The sequence below is a fragment of the Collinsella sp. HCP28S3_E9 genome (assembly GCF_052065455.1).
Lineage (GTDB): Bacteria > Actinomycetota > Coriobacteriia > Coriobacteriales > Coriobacteriaceae > Collinsella.
Map to the genome: position 1 here is coordinate 24,874 of NZ_JBQHTZ010000007.1, position 15,984 is coordinate 40,857.

Consider the following 15,984-nt stretch of genomic DNA (forward strand, 5'->3'; position numbering starts at 1 on the left):
AGGGGCCGGCCTCACCGATGTGCAAGGCCGGCCCCTTTTGTCGTTTTATCTGATAAAACCCGCCAAAATAAACCTGCCTCTTTGTGCTAGATCACTTTTCCCGCCTGCCAAAGATACACGTAAGCAACATGCCCATGAGGGTATAATTTACACCGTATGTCTGCACAACGCCTGTGCGCGTACGGTTATATTCGGGCTGCCGTCCATTTCCGTGGAGGCACGGTTCGGTTGCCCTAACAAGAGAGGGGTTCTATGTATAAGATCCTGGAGAAGACGCAGTTCTCGGAGAAGGTGTTCAAGTTCCGCATCGAGGCGCCTGCAATCGCCAAGCATGCGCACGCTGGACAGTTCCTCATGGTTCGCGCCAACGAGACGGGCGAGCGTGTCCCGTTTACCCTGGCCGGCTGGAACGGTGACGAGGGCTGGGTCGAGTTCATCTTCATGGTGATCGGCAAGACCACCGAGATGCTTTCCACCTACGAGGCCGGCGAGTCGCTGCGCGACGTCGTGGGCCCGCTGGGCGTTCCCACCGAGATGGCCGAGGGCCCCTGCGCCGTCATTGGCGGCGGCGTCGGCCTGGCAATTGCCTTCCCGGTCGCCAAGCACCTGGTCGAGACCGGCCACGAGGTGCACGCCATCATGGGCGCTCGCACCAAGGACCTCCTGCTCATGGAGGACCAGTTCCGCGAGCTCCTCGACGAGGACCACATCCACATCACCACCGACGACGGTTCCTACGGCGAGCAGGGCGTTGTCACCGCTCCGCTGGAGCGCCTGCTGCAGGACAAGGCCGTGAGCCAGGTCTTCTGCGTCGGCCCCGTTCCGATGATGAAGTTCTCGACCCTCACCGCCCAGAAGTACGACACCCCCATCACCGCGTCGCTCAACCCCATCATGGTTGACGGCACCGGTATGTGCGGCTGCTGCCGCGTCGAGGTGGGTGGCGTGACCAAGTTTGCTTGCGTCGACGGCCCCGACTTCGATGCCACCCTGGTCGACTGGGATGACCTTCGTGCCCGCCAGGCCGCTTACCGTTCCGAAGAGGGCGAGTCCCTCAAGGCCTATGAGGAAAAGAGCTGCGCATGCCACTAGTTAACGGTCGTTTCGTTGCCGATATGAAGTCGCCCCGCACCCCCGATAACGAGGAGCCGGCCGCCGAGCGCGCCTGCGACTTCCGCCCCGTCGACAAGGGCTTCACCGAGGAGATGGCGCTGGCCGAGGCCGAGCGCTGCCTCAACTGCAAGAAGCCGTTCTGTGTTGAGGGCTGCCCCGTCAACATCAACATCCCCCGCTTTATCGAGCAGATCCGCGAGAAGGACTTTGGCGGCGCCCTCGATACCATCCGCGAGGACTCCATGCTTCCCGCCATCTGCGGTCGCGTCTGCCCGCAGGAGAACCAGTGCGAGGGCAAGTGCATCCGTGGTAAGAAGTCCGAGCCCGTGGCCATCGGCCAGCTCGAGCGCTTCCTGGGTGACCGCCCCGAGCTCGCCTCCACGCCCAAGATGGCTCCCAAGAACGGCAAGAAGGTCGCCGTCGTCGGCTCCGGCCCGTCCGGCATCACCTGCGCCGGTGAGCTCGCCCGCAACGGCTTTGACGTTACCGTCTTTGAGGCCTTCTTCACCGGCGGCGGCGTGCTGGTCTACGGCATCCCCGAGTTCCGTCTGCCCAAGGCGGTCGTCAAGCGCGAGATTGACGGCCTTGAGAACATGGGCGTCAAGTTTGAGTACAACTCCGTCGTGGGCAACATGGCCACGGCCGATGAGCTGTTCGAGCAGGGCTTCGACGCCATCTACGTGGCGACCGGCGCTGGCCTGCCCAAGTTCCTCAACGTCCCCGGCGAGAACCTGCCCAACGTCTTCTTCGCTAACGAGTACCTCACCCGCGTGAACCTGATGAAGGCCAACAAGTTCCCCGAGTACGACACCCCCACCAAGCATGGCAAGAACGTCGTCGTCTTTGGCGGCGGCAACGTGGCTATGGACGCCGTCCGTACCGCCAAGCGCCTGGGCGCCGAGCACGCCATCATCGCCTACCGTCGTACCGAGGACGAGATGCCCTGCCGCCGCGCCGAGCTGCACCATGCCAAGGCCGAGGGCGTCGAGGTTCTGCCGCTCGTCTCCCCGCTCGAGTTTGTCGCTGGCGAGGACGGCTCCGTGTGCGCCGTCAAGGTCCAGAAGATGGAGCTCGGCGAGCCTGACGAGTCCGGCCGTCGTCGCCCGGTGCCTATCGAGGGCGCCATCGAGGAGATTCCCTGCGACGTCGCGATCTCGGCTATCGGCACCAACGCCAACCCCTTCGCTGCCAAGATCGGCGGCAAGATGGAGCTCAACAAGTGGGGCTACATCGTTGCCGATGAGGAGACCGGCCAGACCACCGATCCCCGCATCTGGGCCGGCGGCGACATCGTCACCGGTGCCGCTACGGTCATTCTGGCGATGGGCGCCGGCAAGAAGGCCGCCGCTTCGATCACCAAGAGCCTGCTGGGTGAGTAGTCACCTACAGCGCTAACCACCAAACGGCAAAGTCCCCGTCGGGCACACGCCCGGCGGGGACTTTTTTCTATGCCAGCCGCCCGATCACCACAAAGGTGCCTGTCCCTTTGTGATGGCTTTTGGTCGGCTAGCCTTCGAGCTGAGCCACCTTGTAGCGGTAGGCAGCGGCTATGACGTCTTTGCAGCCCTCGCGGCCCAGCTTGGCGCGGTTGACGACGATATCCTTGCCGCTCGTCATCTTCCACTTTCCGGCGCTGTAGCGCTTATAGAACGCCTCGCGTGCCTTCTGCTGCTGCTTGACCAGCTTGGCGCCCTTCTTTTTGTTGAGCCCACGCTTCTTGCGCACGATCTCGACGCGGTCCTCAAAGGGTGCGGTCACCAACACGGCAATGTGATTAGGGTTGTTACGCAGCAGGTAATCGGACAGGCGACCCTCGATAATGCAGCTCTCGGTCTCGCCCAGATCCAAAATCACCTGACTCATCTTTTGGAACAACTTGTCCGAGTACGAACGCGCGTCGTAGCGGTCGGGCAGAAACGCCATGTTCTCCACGGCCAGACGCTCGTCGTAGGCGGCCATCTTATCGAGCGACTCACCCGCGCGTATCGACGCACGCACCAGCAGCTCGTTATCGTACAGCGGAATTCCCAACTCGTTGGCAAGCATGCGGCCAATCTCGTGGCCCTCGGCGCCAAAGTCGCGCGCGATGGTAATGACCACAGGATTCTTCTTGTTCTCCAGATCGCTCATCTCGATTCCTTTCTCTATGTGACAAAGGGACAGTCCCTTTGTCACATTCATTTTGCCCCCACCTTCGTCCTGGTTTCCCAAGTGCGGCAGATTGCCCCGAAAGAGGAGCGCCGCGTACTAAATGTACGCAAGCGACGATTGAGGGGCAAGGTGCCGTGCTTGGGGAAGCAGGACTATGCGGCCACAATGCGACGCTGATATGCCCTCACCAGCAGCGAGATACCAAAGTTGAGCACAAAGTACATCGCAAACACCAGGCCGTAGAGCATAAGCACCTGCGACAGGTCGATCGCGTGGGCCATCACGACGTTTGCCGTGTACATGAGCTCGGCCACGTTAATGCCCGAAAGATACGAGCTGTCCTTGATGACGGTCGTGCACTGACTAAACAGCGCCGGAATGATCGTCTTAAACGTCTGCGGCAGAATGATATAGCGCATGGTGGCAAAGAAGCCAAAGCCCTGGCTCTGCGCCGCCTCAAACTGGCCGCGCGGAATCGAGTTGAGGCCGCCACGCACAATCTCGGCCATAACAGCGCTGGTAAACAGCGTAAAGGCGATGGTCGAAATCACAATGTCCAAACCCTGCACCGTAAAGTAGATGAACAGGATCCACAGCAAGTTTGGCGTGCAACGGAACAGCTCGATATAGGCGCTCACCAAAATACGGAATGGACGGGGCGCGTAGCTTTTAACGAGCGCCAGCACCGTGCCAAAGATGAGCGAGGAAAAGATCGACAGCGCCGAGATCTCGATTGTCTTAACAAAGCCGCCCCAAATGTAGAGCAGGTTGGTCGCGTTGAAGATTTCCATGCGCTAGGCCTCCTCTACGTTGTCGAGCCCCAGCTCGGCCAGGCTCACGCCGCGCGGGCGCTCCTTGGAGCGGCGCTCGAGCCACTGCACCAGCATGGCGAGCGGAAAGCAGATGATGAAATACATAAGGCAGCAGACGATGTATCCCTGCAGGTAACCGTACAGACTCACAAAGTTGTCGGAACGGTACATAAGGTCGCCGCCGGCCACAAGCGCCAGCACCGACGTGTTTTTGACCAGGTTGAGTGCCTGGTTACACAGCGGCGGCAGAATGATCTTGAACGTCTGGGGCAGCACGATGTACCAGTATGCCTGCGCACGGGTGAAGCCCTGGCTCTGGGCCGCCTCCATCTGGCCACGCGGAACGGCCTCGATACCGGTACGGATGACCTCCGAAATGTAGGCAGCGTGATACAGGCCCACGCCCAAGAAGCCCAGTACAAACGGCGCGATACGCACCGGCTGGTCGGCACCGGTTATGGCCTGCAAAAACTGCGGACCGGCCATGTACATAAAGAGCACCTGCACGGGCAGCGGGGTGTTCTGGTAAAACTCCACGTACACGCGGCTTATGGCGCGCAGAACGCGAGAACGAGTGGTAGAGAACACGCCAAGCAGCGTGCCCAACACCAGCGACAGCAGCAGGCCGGCAACGACCACCTGCATCGTCACGCCAAAGCCCTCCCAGAAGGGCCCCATGTTTTGGAATGTCGTCGACCAGCGGTCGGCGTCAAACAATCCTTCGAGCATTTGATTCCTTCCTTGGACGATGCGCCTATACAAGACCCCAGGTCTTAACCTCTTGGTCGAGCCAGCCGTCGGCCAGGCGATCGCATATCACCTGATCGACCACGGCCGAAAGATCACAGCCCTTCTTGGTCGCCACGCCGTAGCCCTGCTCGCCAAACTTGACCTCGGGTTGCAGCAGCTCGACGGTCTCGTTCATGTATCCAGCCAGCGTGGAGCGGTCCATGGCAAAGACGTCGATATTGCCGGCATCGAGCGAACTCTTAATGATGGGGTAGCCGCTAAAGGCCCTAAACTCGGGCTCGCAGCTAAAGCCGTTGTCCTTGATCATCTGCTCGATCAGGCCCTGCGTGGTTGCACCCTGGCTCACGCCAATGACTTTGCCGTCCAGGTCCTCAATCGAGGTAAAGCCCGAACGCTTCTTGACCATGAGTCCCACGTAGTCGGTGCGGTACGGCGTCGAGAAATCCCAGCTCTTCTTGCGCTCGTCGGTGATGGTGTAGGTCGCCGCGACCACGTCGAGCTGGCCGTTATCGATCAGCGGGCCGCGCGTCTTGGGCGTTACGTCAGTAAACTCGACAAGCTCCTGGGCACGGGCCTCCTTGTAGCTCACGCCAAAGACGGCAGCGGCGATCTGGTAGCACAAATCGACCTCCATGCCCTCAAAGCGGCCCTTGGCGGTGTCGTAATAGCCGTAGCCGGGAACGTCCTTCTTAACGCCGGCATTCAGATGGCCACGCGACTTGATGGCCGCAAGCTTAGACCCCTTGTCGGAGTCCTCGCCGCCGGTGGAGTTGCCGCAACCGGTAAGCGCGGTCCCCGTCAGCGCGAGCATACCGGCGCTCGCCAGCTGCAAAAAGTGGCGGCGCGACACGGCCGCCCTCGTCATATCCGTCATGTCCATCACCGCGCCTAGTGCAGAATCTTGGACAGAAACTCGCGGCAGCGCGGGTTCTCGGGGTTATCGAAGAAGTGCTCGGGTGTGCCCTCCTCCAGGATGCGGCCGTCCTCCATAAAGATGACGCGGTCGGCCACCTGGCGCGCAAAGCCCATCTCGTGCGTCACGCAGATCATGGTGATATCCTCCTGCGCGAGCTCAATCATAACGTCCAGGACTTCCTGGACCATCTCGGGGTCGAGTGCCGAGGTCGGCTCGTCAAACAGGATGATGGGCTGCTTGGTGCACAGGGCACGGGCAATGGCGATGCGCTGCTGCTGACCGCCCGAGAGGTTCTGCGGATACTCGCCGGCCTTATGCGCCATGCCGACGCGCTTGAGCGCGGCGATGGCGATCTCGGTCGCCTCCTCCTTACTCTTCTTTTGCAGCTTGATGGGCGCGAGCGTCAGGTTGCCCAGCACCGTCATGTTGGGATATAGGTTGAACTGCTGAAACACCATGGAGCTGTACTTGCGAGCCATCTCCAGGTGATTCTTTTTGGTGAGCGGCGTGCCGTCGATGATGACCTCGCCCGACGTGGGCTCCTCCAGATAATCGACGCAACGGATGAGCGTGGACTTGCCCGAGCCGGAAGGCCCGATCATTACGAGCTTCTCGCCGCGCTTGACGGTGAGGTTGATATCTTTGAGCACATGCAGGTCGCCAAAGTACTTGTTGAGATGCTTGATCTCGATCATGTCTGCCATGAATATCCCTTCCCTGCGCTTACACGAATTGCTCTATTTTACGGAAAGAACCACGTTTCCGCAGCCCACACTACATTCCCGTAAAGAACCCGCAACCTTTAACCCACTCATTGGGGACAGACTTAAATGAGTACCCAGCCCACCAAAAAGGGGCGCGACCATGACGGCCATACCCCTCAAGACCCGAAAATAATACAACCGCCCTTGTTGAGCATAAGTCAGCGAAAACCCGTACACGCGAGCAAGGTGACGTGAAATGAAAGGGCGCAGACCTCATGGTCGCGCCCTTGAAATTGAACGTCAGATTGCCGCGTGTACGGGTTTGCAGCGTCGAGCCGTTACGCGGTTTGGTAAAACCGCGTAACAAATTACACGAGTTTGCCGCCGACGATCTTTGCCGCGGCCGGTTTATCGAAGTTGCCGCCGGTGGCCTTGCCGAGCGCCCCCATAACCTGGCCCATCTGCTTCTTGGACGTGGCGCCCAGCTCGGCGATGACCTGCTCAATCAGCGCCTCGAGCTCCTCGCCTGAAACCTGGGCGGGCAGCAGGCTCTCCAGAATCTTGACCTGCTCGGTTAGGTTGTCGGTACGATCTTGATCGGTACCGGCCTTGATGGACATCTCCAACGTCTCGTTTGTCTGCTTAATCAGACGCTTGATCATGCTGTTGACGTCTTCCTCGGTCACGTCGCGGCGCTCGTTGACCTCGATGTTCTTAACCTCGGCCTTGACCTGGCGAATGATAGACAGGCGAACCTTGTCCTTGGCCTTCATGGCGGCAATCATTTCCTGCTGCAGCTCTTCGTTGGTCATCTGCAAATCCTCCTCAATAACATGGGCGGCACTCGCACGAGCACCGCCCCTTGATTACTCAGTCGTCGACGAATCGTCGGTCGAGCTCTTGGTGACGCCCTTCAGGCTCACGTTATAGGGCACGTCCTTGGGCATGGGGTTGACGGTAATGTCGGCATCCTTCGTGTACTTCTCCAGCCACTCGTTGTATGCCGTGCCCGATGCCTGGGTCTTCACCACATTGGAAACGTACTTCTTAATAGCCTTGGGCACCTGATTGATGTCATCGACCTGGCCATCGACATGGAAGTAGTCGGTGCACTTGATGATGTGGTAGCCATACGTCGACTCGACCACGTCGCTCACATCGCCCTTGTTAAGGCCCTCGAGCGCCGTCTGGTAGCTGTCGACAAAGGTGGTGAGCTTATCCCAGCCCACGTCACCCTTCTTCTCCTTGGAACCGGTGTCGTCGGAATACTGCTTCACGGCATCCTCAAAGCTCAGCTCGCCGGAGTTGATCTTATCCAGGCACTCCTGCGCCTTGGCCTTGGCGGCGGCCTTGTCCTCGTCGGAAGCGTCGGAATCAACCTTGATCAGGATGTTCGACGAGCGGCGGACATCGTTGTAGTTAGACAGGTTCTCGTTAATGTAATCGACAATCTCGCTGTCCTTGGGCTTGCTGGTGGGAGCAACGGCATCCTTAAGCTTCTGCTGCGCCAGGCTCTCCTTGAGCGAGTCCTTGTAGGTGTCCTCGGTATAGCCGTAGGTCTTAAGGGTCTCCTTAAAGGTCTTGGCGCCGCCCGCGCTCTTGCAGGCGTCCTCCCAAGCCTTCTCTACTTCCTCGTCCGAAACCGTCACGCCGTTCTCCTTCTGCGCCTGCTGGAGCAGAATCTGCTGCGTATAGGAATCGATGAGCTGTTTGCGGTACTTCTTGGGCGTCAGGTCGTTATTGACCAGGTACTGCGCCCAATCCTTGTCCTTGGTATAGCCGTAGGACGTGCGCATGCTCATGATCTGCTTGGTTACGGTGTCCTCGGTGAGGTTGGTGCCGTTGATAGTAGCAGCCACGCCGCCGGTCAGTTTGTAACCCGAGTTATTGTTCTCGGTCTGCGACATCAAACCGGAGCACGCCATCGCCGAGACGGAAAGCAGCATCGCCAGCACGCCGATAACCACCAGGACGATCTTGACGGTCTTGGACACATAGGTCTTGCGCTGCTTCCTGCGAGAGCTGGAGGCGGCGCGGGACCGTTGCTCGGACGTCGGCGCGACCCCGGGGTTCTTTTTCTTGTTTGCCATAGTTGGCCTTTCGCATCACGAATCGAACAAACGTCATTGTGTCACAACGCAACCCCGCGGCACACCTGGTGCATGGGAGACAGGTCAATCTGCACCATTTTGGTGCAAAGGGGACAGCTCCGACAGCTAGGGACGTTCCTTTTCTGCCGGCAGTTAGGGACAGTCCCCAAATGCCGGCCCTAGAAGTGGCGGCGGATGGCGTCGACCATGCCCTGGGACGAAGTCTGGCCGAGCACGTCGGCTGCGGCGTCAGCATCCATAAAGATATTCATAAGCGCTTGCAGAGCCTCGACCTGGCCGCCCGGCTCGGCAATACCCAGATTGATGATGATCTGCGCCGGCACGGGGGCACCCATGCCCGCCATAGCATTGAACGTCACGGGCGCGGAGGGCTTCATCACCGCGATATAGGGCTTAGCCACAAACCCCGGATCGGTATGCGGAATGGCAATATTGGCCGCCGGCATGGCGAGGCCCGTGGGATAGATGTCCTCGCGCGTACGGACGGCATCGAGCCAACCGGACGCAATGTAGCCGCGCGGAGCAAGCTCGCCCTCGAGTCGCGCAAACACCTCATCCGGCGTCGCGCACTCCCAATCAAAAAACACCAGCTCAGGCGCGAATAGCATCTCGGCGTTATCCGCCATACCGTCCTCCAAAGCTGCATGAGGTTCACAATGCCCCATATGATAGCGAAACCAGACAGGCAAGGTTAGCCGAGGATCCCAATCATCTCGAGTGCGCGGGCAGGCGTCAAGCACACCTCGGGCATCGCCTCCAGCATGCGCCGGTCGCTCGTGACCACGTAGTCAACATCTGCCGTCTCGCCCGAAGCGATGATGAGGTTGTCTTCAAGATCCGGCATGCGTTTGCCAAGCATGCGCGCCATCTCGCACTCTGCCAACGAAAGCGGAGAGGCGGGTGCCACCTGCATCATGTGCTCAATGCAGGCCCATGACGCCGAGGTAAACGACACGTTAATCCCATTCGCATTCCGCCGGGCTAGTCGCCGGGGCAAAATATAGAACACATCCTTTGCCGTCGTTGGGGCATACAGAAGGTCAATCATTCCTGCCTCGGCCAGTTCAACCAATCTCTTCGCTTCGTCGAACGCCCCCTCTTGCAGGTAATAATCGAGCCAAACGTTCGTATCCACCAAGAGATGCTTTGCCTCAATCATCGGCAATTCGCCTCAATGTCGGCAATCATCGCGTCATACATATCATCTCGTACGGCATCCCAGTCTTCCGCAGATGATCCAACTGGCGCAAAATCCGAAGCATTTAGCCCCAGCGATGAAAAAGCTAGGCCACACCCCTGCTCAGCCAGGCTCTCCGCGCGGGGCGCCTCGCGCTTATCCGTCACCATAAATCCCGGCAACGCTTGATGCTCGACAAGATAGGCCCAAAGCGCACGAACGGCATCGCTCGGCCCCAATCCATTGCGTGTCAGGACCGCATCGCCACCAGCCTTGAGCATAGGATCGATTCGTGTGTTGAGCTGCACCGTTGCTGCACCCATAGCGGCTCCTCTCTACTTGCTAGCAGTATAGCAAACATAAAAGGCCGCGCAAAAGGGCCCCGCCCACACACGGACGAGGCCCTATCGGATTTCTTGGAATGGGAATGGTGCCCGTCACGTTATCCAGAGCCCAAAATCAAAGAGATATTAAGCTGATTGGGGCACATGTGATTCCATATGCCCCAATCAGCTTTTTGATAGTTTACGTCGCAATGAGGACCAAGCGAATCCTTTTACGCACGATGGCGCGCCGGGTCAATCGCCACCTTGCCGCTCTCCAACACGTGGACGCGGCCGTCAGCGAGCATCTGCACGACTTCGGGATACAGCACGTGCTCGATCGCGTGAATGTGCTCCTCGAGTGTGTCGACATCCCAGCCTTCCTCAACAGCCAGCGCGCGCTGGGCGATGATGGGACCGTTGTCGTAGATCTCGTTGGCAAAATGCACGGTCACACCGGTCACCTTGACGCCGCGCGTAAAGGCATCGTCGATCGCATGCGCACCGGTAAAGCTCGGCAGCAGCGCCGGATGCAGATTGACAACGCGGTTGGGGAACGCCGCCAGCAGCGGCGTATGCACCATTCGCATGTAGCCAGCCATGACCACATACTCGCAGCCGCGCTCGAGAAGCTCGTGCGCAATAATCTCGTCGGCGACGATAGGGTCGGCGTAGACATCCTTGGAGAGCGTCAGCGTCTGGATACCCGCACGCTCTGCACGCTGCAGGCCCTTGGCCGAAGGACGGCTCGACACCACGAGCTCGATCGAAGCATTGAGCTTGCCGGCGGCGATCAGGTCGATCAACGCCTGTAGGTTGGTGCCCGAACCGCTGATGAGCACGCCGATCTTGAGCGGCTCGGTGGTATCGGTGCCGGTCGGACGGGTGTAGGGCACAAAGTCCAAGCCCTCGGCGGCAGCCATCTGCTCGTTAGCGCTCATCGGAGTACACGACCTTACCGGAGCCCTCGACGCATTCGCCCACGCGGAACGGCTTCTCGCCCAGCGCGACCAGGGCATCGGTTACCGCGGCCTCATCTTCGGGAGCGACAATCAGGCACAGGCCGACGCCCATGTTGAAGGTCTTGCACGCCTCGTTGGGCGTAAGCTCGGCCTGGTGCGAAACATAGGTGATGACGGGCGGAATGTCCCAGCCCATCTCGGCACCATTGCGGGTGACCACGGCGTCGACGTCCTCGGCCAGCGCACGGTTAAGGTTCTCGGTGATGCCGCCGCCGGTGATATGGGCGATGGCGTGCACCGGAGCGCCGCCGCGGAGCAGCTCAAGAATCGGCTTGACGTAGATGCGCGTGGGGGCCAGCAGAGCGTCTGCCAGTGATGCGCCGCCGAGCTCCTCGAGCGGACGGCTCAGCTCCTCGGCCTTAGCGGCGGCCTCGGGCGTACCAGGCTTGATGCCGTCAACACCGATGACCTTACGCACGAGCGAGTAGCCGTTGGAGTGCACGCCGGTGGAGGGAAGGCCCAGAATCACGTCGCCGGGGCGGACGTTGGCGGGGTCGAGCATCTTGGGACGGTCGACGACACCCACGGTAAAGCCGGCGAGGTCGTAGTCGGCGGGAGCCATGACGCCCGGGTGCTCGGCCATCTCGCCGCCCACGAGCGCGCAGCCCGCGAGCTTGCAGCCATCGGCCACGCCCTTGATGATCTTTGCCATGTGCTCGGCCTCGATGTGGCCGATGGCAACATAGTCCAAAAAGAACAGCGGCTCGGCGCCCGAAGCCAAAATGTCGTTGACGCACATGGCGACCAGGTCCTGGCCCACCGTCTCGTGGCGGTCCATGATCTGGGCGAGGACGAGCTTGGTGCCCACGCCGTCGGTACCGCTGATCAGGATCGGGTCTTCCATATCCTTAAGCGCGGCGGCCGAGAACAGGCCGCCAAAGCCACCGATGCCGCCGATAACCTCGGGACGGTTGGTATCCTTAACCATTTGCTTAATAGCGTCGACGGCGCGGCCGCCCTCGGCGGTATCGACGCCGGCATCCTCATACGTCACATGCTTGCTGTCGCTCATCTGAGCCTTCCTCTCCCACTACCGTTTGACACACAGACGCCAAACAGTGCTCATAGTTGCCCTCAAGTTGGCGCACACGGTAACAACACGCGCCGCCAAATCAACAAAACAGCAGGTAAAACCTACCAAAATGAACCTGTCCCTAAATGGCAGGTTTTAGGCCTCGCCGTGCTTCTCTTCCCAGCTGCGGTCATCGTATTTCTCGACCACGGCGTCGTCGCCAAAGTGCAGCGGCTTATCCAGGTTGCGGGGCTTAAAGCCCTCCATAAACTTGTCGCGGCCAAAACTCTCGGGAATCGCCACGGGATAACGGCCGGTAAAGCACGCATCGCAGTAGCCGCCCTTGGGCATGACCTTCAGCAGGCCCTCGACCGAAAGGAAGGCCAGCGAATCGGCGCCAATGTACTCGCAGATCTCATCGACCGTCTTGTTAGCGCTGATGAGCTGCGACTGCACGTCGGTATCGATGCCGTAGAAGCACGGCCAGATGACCTCGGGCGAGTTGATGCGGATGTGAATCTCCTTGGCGCCGGCGTTGCGCAGCATCTTGACGAGCTGCACCATGGTGGTGCCGCGAACGATGGAGTCGTCGATGACGACCAGGCGCTTGCCCTCGATATTGTCGCGCAGTGGATTGAGCTTCATGCGCACGCCCATGGCACGCAGCTCCTGCGTGGGCTCGATAAACGTACGGCCCACATAGCGATTCTTGATGAGGCCCTCGCCAAAGGGAATGCCGCTCTCGCGCGAATAACCCTCCGCAGGCGGCAGACCGGAGTCGGGCACGCCGATGACCAGGTCGGCATCGACGGGCTCCTCGTGTGCCAGCTGACGACCCATGTCGTAACGGCAGGCGTAGACGCTCTTGCCATTCATGATGGAGTCGGGGCGGGCAAAGTAGACCTGCTCAAAGATGCAGTTAGCGGGCTCTTTGGCAGCGGGCACACCCTGCTCGGATACCAGGCCCTCGGCACTGATGCGCAAGATCTCGCCGGGACGGACATCACGGACATACTCGGCGCCCACGATATCGAGTGCACATGTCTCGGAGGCAACGACCCAGCCGCCAGCGCGCGTGACATGAGCGGCAGCGTCGACCCTCGCGGCGTCGTCTTGCGACGGTAGCTGCGAAACGGATGCGGCGTCGGCCTGGTCCAGGCCCTCGTCCACGAGCTTGCCCAGCACCAGCGGACGAATGCCATGCGGGTCGCGGAAAGCGTAGAGTGCCTGCTCGTTGATGAGCGTCATGGCGTAGCCGCCGCGCACGAGCTCCATGGTCTTGCGAATGCCCTCGCGCAGGTGGCCCGTACACTGGGTAAAGTAGCCAATGAGCTTGGTCGCGACCTCGGAATCCGAATTGGAGAGGAACGGCACGCCGAGCTCGATCAGCTGGCGGCGCAGCTCGTCAGTGTTAACCAGGGTGCCGTTGTGCGCAAGCGCGATGATGACGCTGTTGATGGTGGAAAGATGCGGCTGCGAGGCTTCCCAGCTCTTGGCGCCGGCGGTGCCATAGCGCACGTGGCCCACAGCCAACTGGCCGGAGAGCGTCGACAGGTCGGCGTTGGAGAACACGCGATCGAGCAGTCCCAGGTCTTTGCGAACCATAACCGTGCCGCCATCGCCCACGGCGATTCCCGCCGATTCCTGGCCGCGATGCTGCAGCGCACGCAGACCAAAGTACGTCAGTCGAGCCACGTCGCGATCGGGTGCCCACACACCAAAGATGCCGCATTCCTCATGCAGCTGGTCGGAGTCCGGATCATACGTCGACATGGTCGTCAGCCGTCCCGTAGCACGCTCGGCCGCGCGGATGGTTTCTTGAGACATGGCATCCCCTCAGAGCCTCGTTATTTGGCGTTACCTGCCCTATTATACGCACGGCAAGACAAGCACTCCCGCGCATGAACAGCGGTTTTTAAAAGCCCACCGAGCTTATAATCCGTTTTGCGGCCAAACATTTTATCGGGCAACCCGCCCTCGGGGCCAACGGTCCCGTATGTTTCCGTCGCGACGCGTCTCGCCCACCGTTAGGGCTTACATTGCTGCAATTGGGCCATTCGTCCTGTCTTTTAGCAGGTCGGCGGCGTATCCTTGTAACCTACAACAAAACGAGAAAGGTTCCGTATGGATCGAAACGAACTCGACCCCAGCGTCCCCAGCGCCACGGAGGTCAAGAAGATTCCCCTCATCATTAAGGTGTACGCCGTCCTGTGCATCCTGTCCGGCGTAGGCACGCTCCCTTCGGTCGGCGCCTTTATGTGGCGGGTCATCACCGCGCTCATCAACGGCAACGCCGCCGCCAAGCTCGGCGACAACACGCTCGTCGCGGTCGGCCTTATCGTCGCCGGCATCATGCTCTCGGCGGCGAGCGCGGTCATCTTGATCATCTTTGGCCTGGACCTCATCAAGAACCAGCGCCGCAACGCCGCGCGCCTGTCCTATATCCTTATCGCACTTACCGTCGTTGAGCTTTTGGTCGACGTGATGCTCCAGGGTATCGGGCCGTTCTTGCTGCGCCCCGCCATCCAGCTCGGCATCCTCGTCGCGCTTTCGGCCACTGTTGACCCAACACTTCGTCAGGAGCGCGAACTGCAGCGCCGCTTGCAGGAGATGCTCGATCGCGACGCCGCCGCCGAGGGTATGCTCGGCCGCGATGAGACCGGCGAGGGCTACATCAAGCTCAACTACTTCAACCTGTTCTGGGTATTCTTTGTCTGCTGCGTGCTCGGTCTGATCCTGGAGGACATCTGGCACATGACGGTCGACGATCCAGGCGTCTACCAGAACCGCGCCGGCATGCTATTTGGCCCCTTCAGCCCCATCTACGGATTTGGCGCCGTACTCATGACCATGGTGCTCAACCGCTTCTACAAAAAGAACCCCATCATTATCTTTTTGGTGAGCGCCCTGCTTGGCGCAAGCTTTGAGGTCTTTGTGGGCTGGTTTATGCAGACCTCGTTCGGTGTGGTCTCGTGGAACTACTCGCACATGAAGCTCTTTGGCATGCCCGATCCGCTCGCCGTGCTTACGGGCGGTCGCACCTGCACGGGCTTCGCCTGCCTGTGGGGTCTGGGCGGACTCATCTGGATCAAGCTGCTGCTGCCCAGATTGCTCAAGCTCATTAACATGATTCCCTGGAAGAATCGCTACTCAGCCACCGTCATCTTTACCATCATCATGCTGGTCGACGGCGTCATGACGCTGCAATCGCTCGACTACTGGTACCAGCGTGTCAACGGCACGGCCAGCGATATTCCCGTTGCGCAGTTCTACGGAAAGTACTTCGATAACGAGTATATGGAAAATCGCTTCCAGAGCATGACCATGAGCCCCAAGGACGCCACACGCGTGTAGCGAGCGCCGGCACAAAACAGCCCCAACACACCAAAGCCCGCTGGCAGATTTACCTGAACTGCCAGCGGGCTTTTGCTATAGACGTACACGGGTTGCCGGCTAGGCGTTACGCTTCGCGCTCGACCTCGCTCACGCACTCGTTCTTGATAGTGCCGACGAGCGCCTGCAGGGCATCGACCACATGCGGGCGAATGTCTCCGCCAATGAGCACGAGCATGATATCGTCGCCCACGGCAAGCTCGCCGCTCGCCAGCCATACGCGCACATAGCCGATACCCGGCATCGTGCGCGTTGACTCGATAGCGGCCTGCACCTTTTCGGCATCGAAGCCAAACACCATGCCGCCCACCTTGTGGCCCGGCGCCACGCCATCGGTCTCGACACCGCGCGCCTCGGACTTGGGTGTCGCACGCACCACGCCATTGTGCGTCAGGTACATGCCACACGCCGGCGCCGAAGCGTCGGCCTTGGCTTCGCGCAGCCACACATCGACCGAAGGCATCAATTTGCCACTTTCAAGCATCGCTTCCCCTTTTTCC

At 60.1% G+C, this 15,984-nt stretch carries 17 protein-coding genes; 3 read left to right on the plus strand and 14 right to left on the minus strand.

The window, feature by feature from the left end; genetic code table 11:
• Nucleotides 1-252 precede the first annotated feature (252 nt).
• Together ACTNA2_RS04695 and gltA are read left to right on the plus strand one after the other, a co-directional pair.
• Nucleotides 253-1,092: a sulfide/dihydroorotate dehydrogenase-like FAD/NAD-binding protein gene (locus tag ACTNA2_RS04695; RefSeq protein WP_006235793.1), complete on the plus strand. Its 840-nt coding sequence runs from the start codon at nucleotides 253-255 to the stop codon at nucleotides 1,090-1,092.
• Entirely contained in the window at nucleotides 1,083-2,492 is a 1,410-nt protein-coding gene (gene gltA, locus ACTNA2_RS04700; RefSeq protein ID WP_154516684.1) for an NADPH-dependent glutamate synthase, read from the plus strand. Before ACTNA2_RS04695 ends, gltA begins: the two co-directional genes overlap by 10 nt.
• A gap of 127 nt (nucleotides 2,493-2,619) precedes the next feature.
• On the opposite strand, the gene ACTNA2_RS04705 is transcribed toward gltA, so the two are convergent.
• The 13 genes from ACTNA2_RS04705 to ACTNA2_RS04765 form a co-directional block, all read right to left on the minus strand.
• Entirely contained in the window at nucleotides 2,620-3,243 is a 624-nt protein-coding gene (locus ACTNA2_RS04705) for an AAA family ATPase (protein ID WP_441048747.1), read from the minus strand.
• A gap of 173 nt (nucleotides 3,244-3,416) precedes the next feature.
• Nucleotides 3,417-4,055: an amino acid ABC transporter permease gene (locus ACTNA2_RS04710; protein WP_441048748.1), complete on the minus strand. Its 639-nt coding sequence runs from the start codon at nucleotides 4,053-4,055 to the stop codon at nucleotides 3,417-3,419.
• Nucleotides 4,056-4,058: 3 nt separating this feature from the next.
• Nucleotides 4,059-4,805 (minus strand): amino acid ABC transporter permease, encoded by a 747-nt coding sequence (locus tag ACTNA2_RS04715; RefSeq protein ID WP_154516699.1) that lies wholly within the window; start codon nucleotides 4,803-4,805, stop codon nucleotides 4,059-4,061.
• A gap of 25 nt (nucleotides 4,806-4,830) precedes the next feature.
• The gene (locus ACTNA2_RS04720) at nucleotides 4,831-5,706 is read right to left on the minus strand and encodes a transporter substrate-binding domain-containing protein (RefSeq protein WP_154516701.1); all 876 of its coding nucleotides are present in this window, start codon (nucleotides 5,704-5,706) and stop codon (nucleotides 4,831-4,833) included.
• An 8-nt stretch (nucleotides 5,707-5,714) separates the two neighbouring features.
• Nucleotides 5,715-6,446, minus strand: a complete 732-nt coding sequence (locus ACTNA2_RS04725) for an amino acid ABC transporter ATP-binding protein (RefSeq protein WP_055251548.1) — start codon at nucleotides 6,444-6,446, stop codon at nucleotides 5,715-5,717.
• Between the two features lie 368 nt (nucleotides 6,447-6,814).
• A complete protein-coding gene (locus ACTNA2_RS04730; RefSeq protein ID WP_441048749.1) occupies nucleotides 6,815-7,258 on the minus strand; it encodes a GatB/YqeY domain-containing protein in 444 nt (147 codons plus the stop codon).
• A 54-nt stretch (nucleotides 7,259-7,312) separates the two neighbouring features.
• Nucleotides 7,313-8,536 carry a peptidylprolyl isomerase gene (locus ACTNA2_RS04735; RefSeq protein ID WP_441048750.1) on the minus strand — a complete coding sequence of 408 codons (1,224 nt, stop codon included), beginning with the start codon at nucleotides 8,534-8,536 and terminating at the stop codon, nucleotides 7,313-7,315.
• A 179-nt stretch (nucleotides 8,537-8,715) separates the two neighbouring features.
• Nucleotides 8,716-9,183, minus strand: coding sequence for a PTS sugar transporter subunit IIA (locus tag ACTNA2_RS04740; protein WP_427793748.1), 468 nt, complete (start codon nucleotides 9,181-9,183; stop codon nucleotides 8,716-8,718).
• Between the two features lie 65 nt (nucleotides 9,184-9,248).
• On the minus strand, nucleotides 9,249-9,716 hold the full coding sequence (locus ACTNA2_RS04745; RefSeq protein WP_441048751.1) for a PIN domain-containing protein: 468 nt from the start codon (nucleotides 9,714-9,716) through the stop codon (nucleotides 9,249-9,251).
• Nucleotides 9,713-10,057, minus strand: coding sequence for a type II toxin-antitoxin system RelB/DinJ family antitoxin (locus ACTNA2_RS04750; RefSeq protein WP_441048752.1), 345 nt, complete (start codon nucleotides 10,055-10,057; stop codon nucleotides 9,713-9,715). Before ACTNA2_RS04750 ends, ACTNA2_RS04745 begins: the two co-directional genes overlap by 4 nt.
• Nucleotides 10,058-10,290: 233 nt before the next feature.
• On the minus strand, nucleotides 10,291-10,998 hold the full coding sequence (gene purN, locus ACTNA2_RS04755; protein WP_441048753.1) for a phosphoribosylglycinamide formyltransferase: 708 nt from the start codon (nucleotides 10,996-10,998) through the stop codon (nucleotides 10,291-10,293).
• The gene (purM, locus tag ACTNA2_RS04760) at nucleotides 10,988-12,091 is read right to left on the minus strand and encodes a phosphoribosylformylglycinamidine cyclo-ligase (RefSeq protein WP_441048754.1); all 1,104 of its coding nucleotides are present in this window, start codon (nucleotides 12,089-12,091) and stop codon (nucleotides 10,988-10,990) included. The genes purN and purM overlap by 11 nt, the downstream gene beginning before the upstream one ends.
• A 156-nt stretch (nucleotides 12,092-12,247) precedes the next feature.
• Nucleotides 12,248-13,918 (minus strand): amidophosphoribosyltransferase, encoded by a 1,671-nt coding sequence (locus tag ACTNA2_RS04765; protein WP_441048755.1) that lies wholly within the window; start codon nucleotides 13,916-13,918, stop codon nucleotides 12,248-12,250.
• Between the two features lie 297 nt (nucleotides 13,919-14,215).
• Here ACTNA2_RS04765 and ACTNA2_RS04770 point away from each other — a divergent pair, with 297 nt between their 5' ends.
• Nucleotides 14,216-15,445 (plus strand): putative ABC transporter permease, encoded by a 1,230-nt coding sequence (locus tag ACTNA2_RS04770; protein WP_441048756.1) that lies wholly within the window; start codon nucleotides 14,216-14,218, stop codon nucleotides 15,443-15,445.
• A gap of 106 nt (nucleotides 15,446-15,551) precedes the next feature.
• Here ACTNA2_RS04770 and ACTNA2_RS04775 read toward each other — a convergent pair whose 3' ends face one another.
• Entirely contained in the window at nucleotides 15,552-15,968 is a 417-nt protein-coding gene (locus ACTNA2_RS04775; RefSeq protein WP_441048757.1) for a molybdenum cofactor biosynthesis protein MoaE, read from the minus strand.
• Nucleotides 15,969-15,984: the final 16 nt, after the last annotated feature.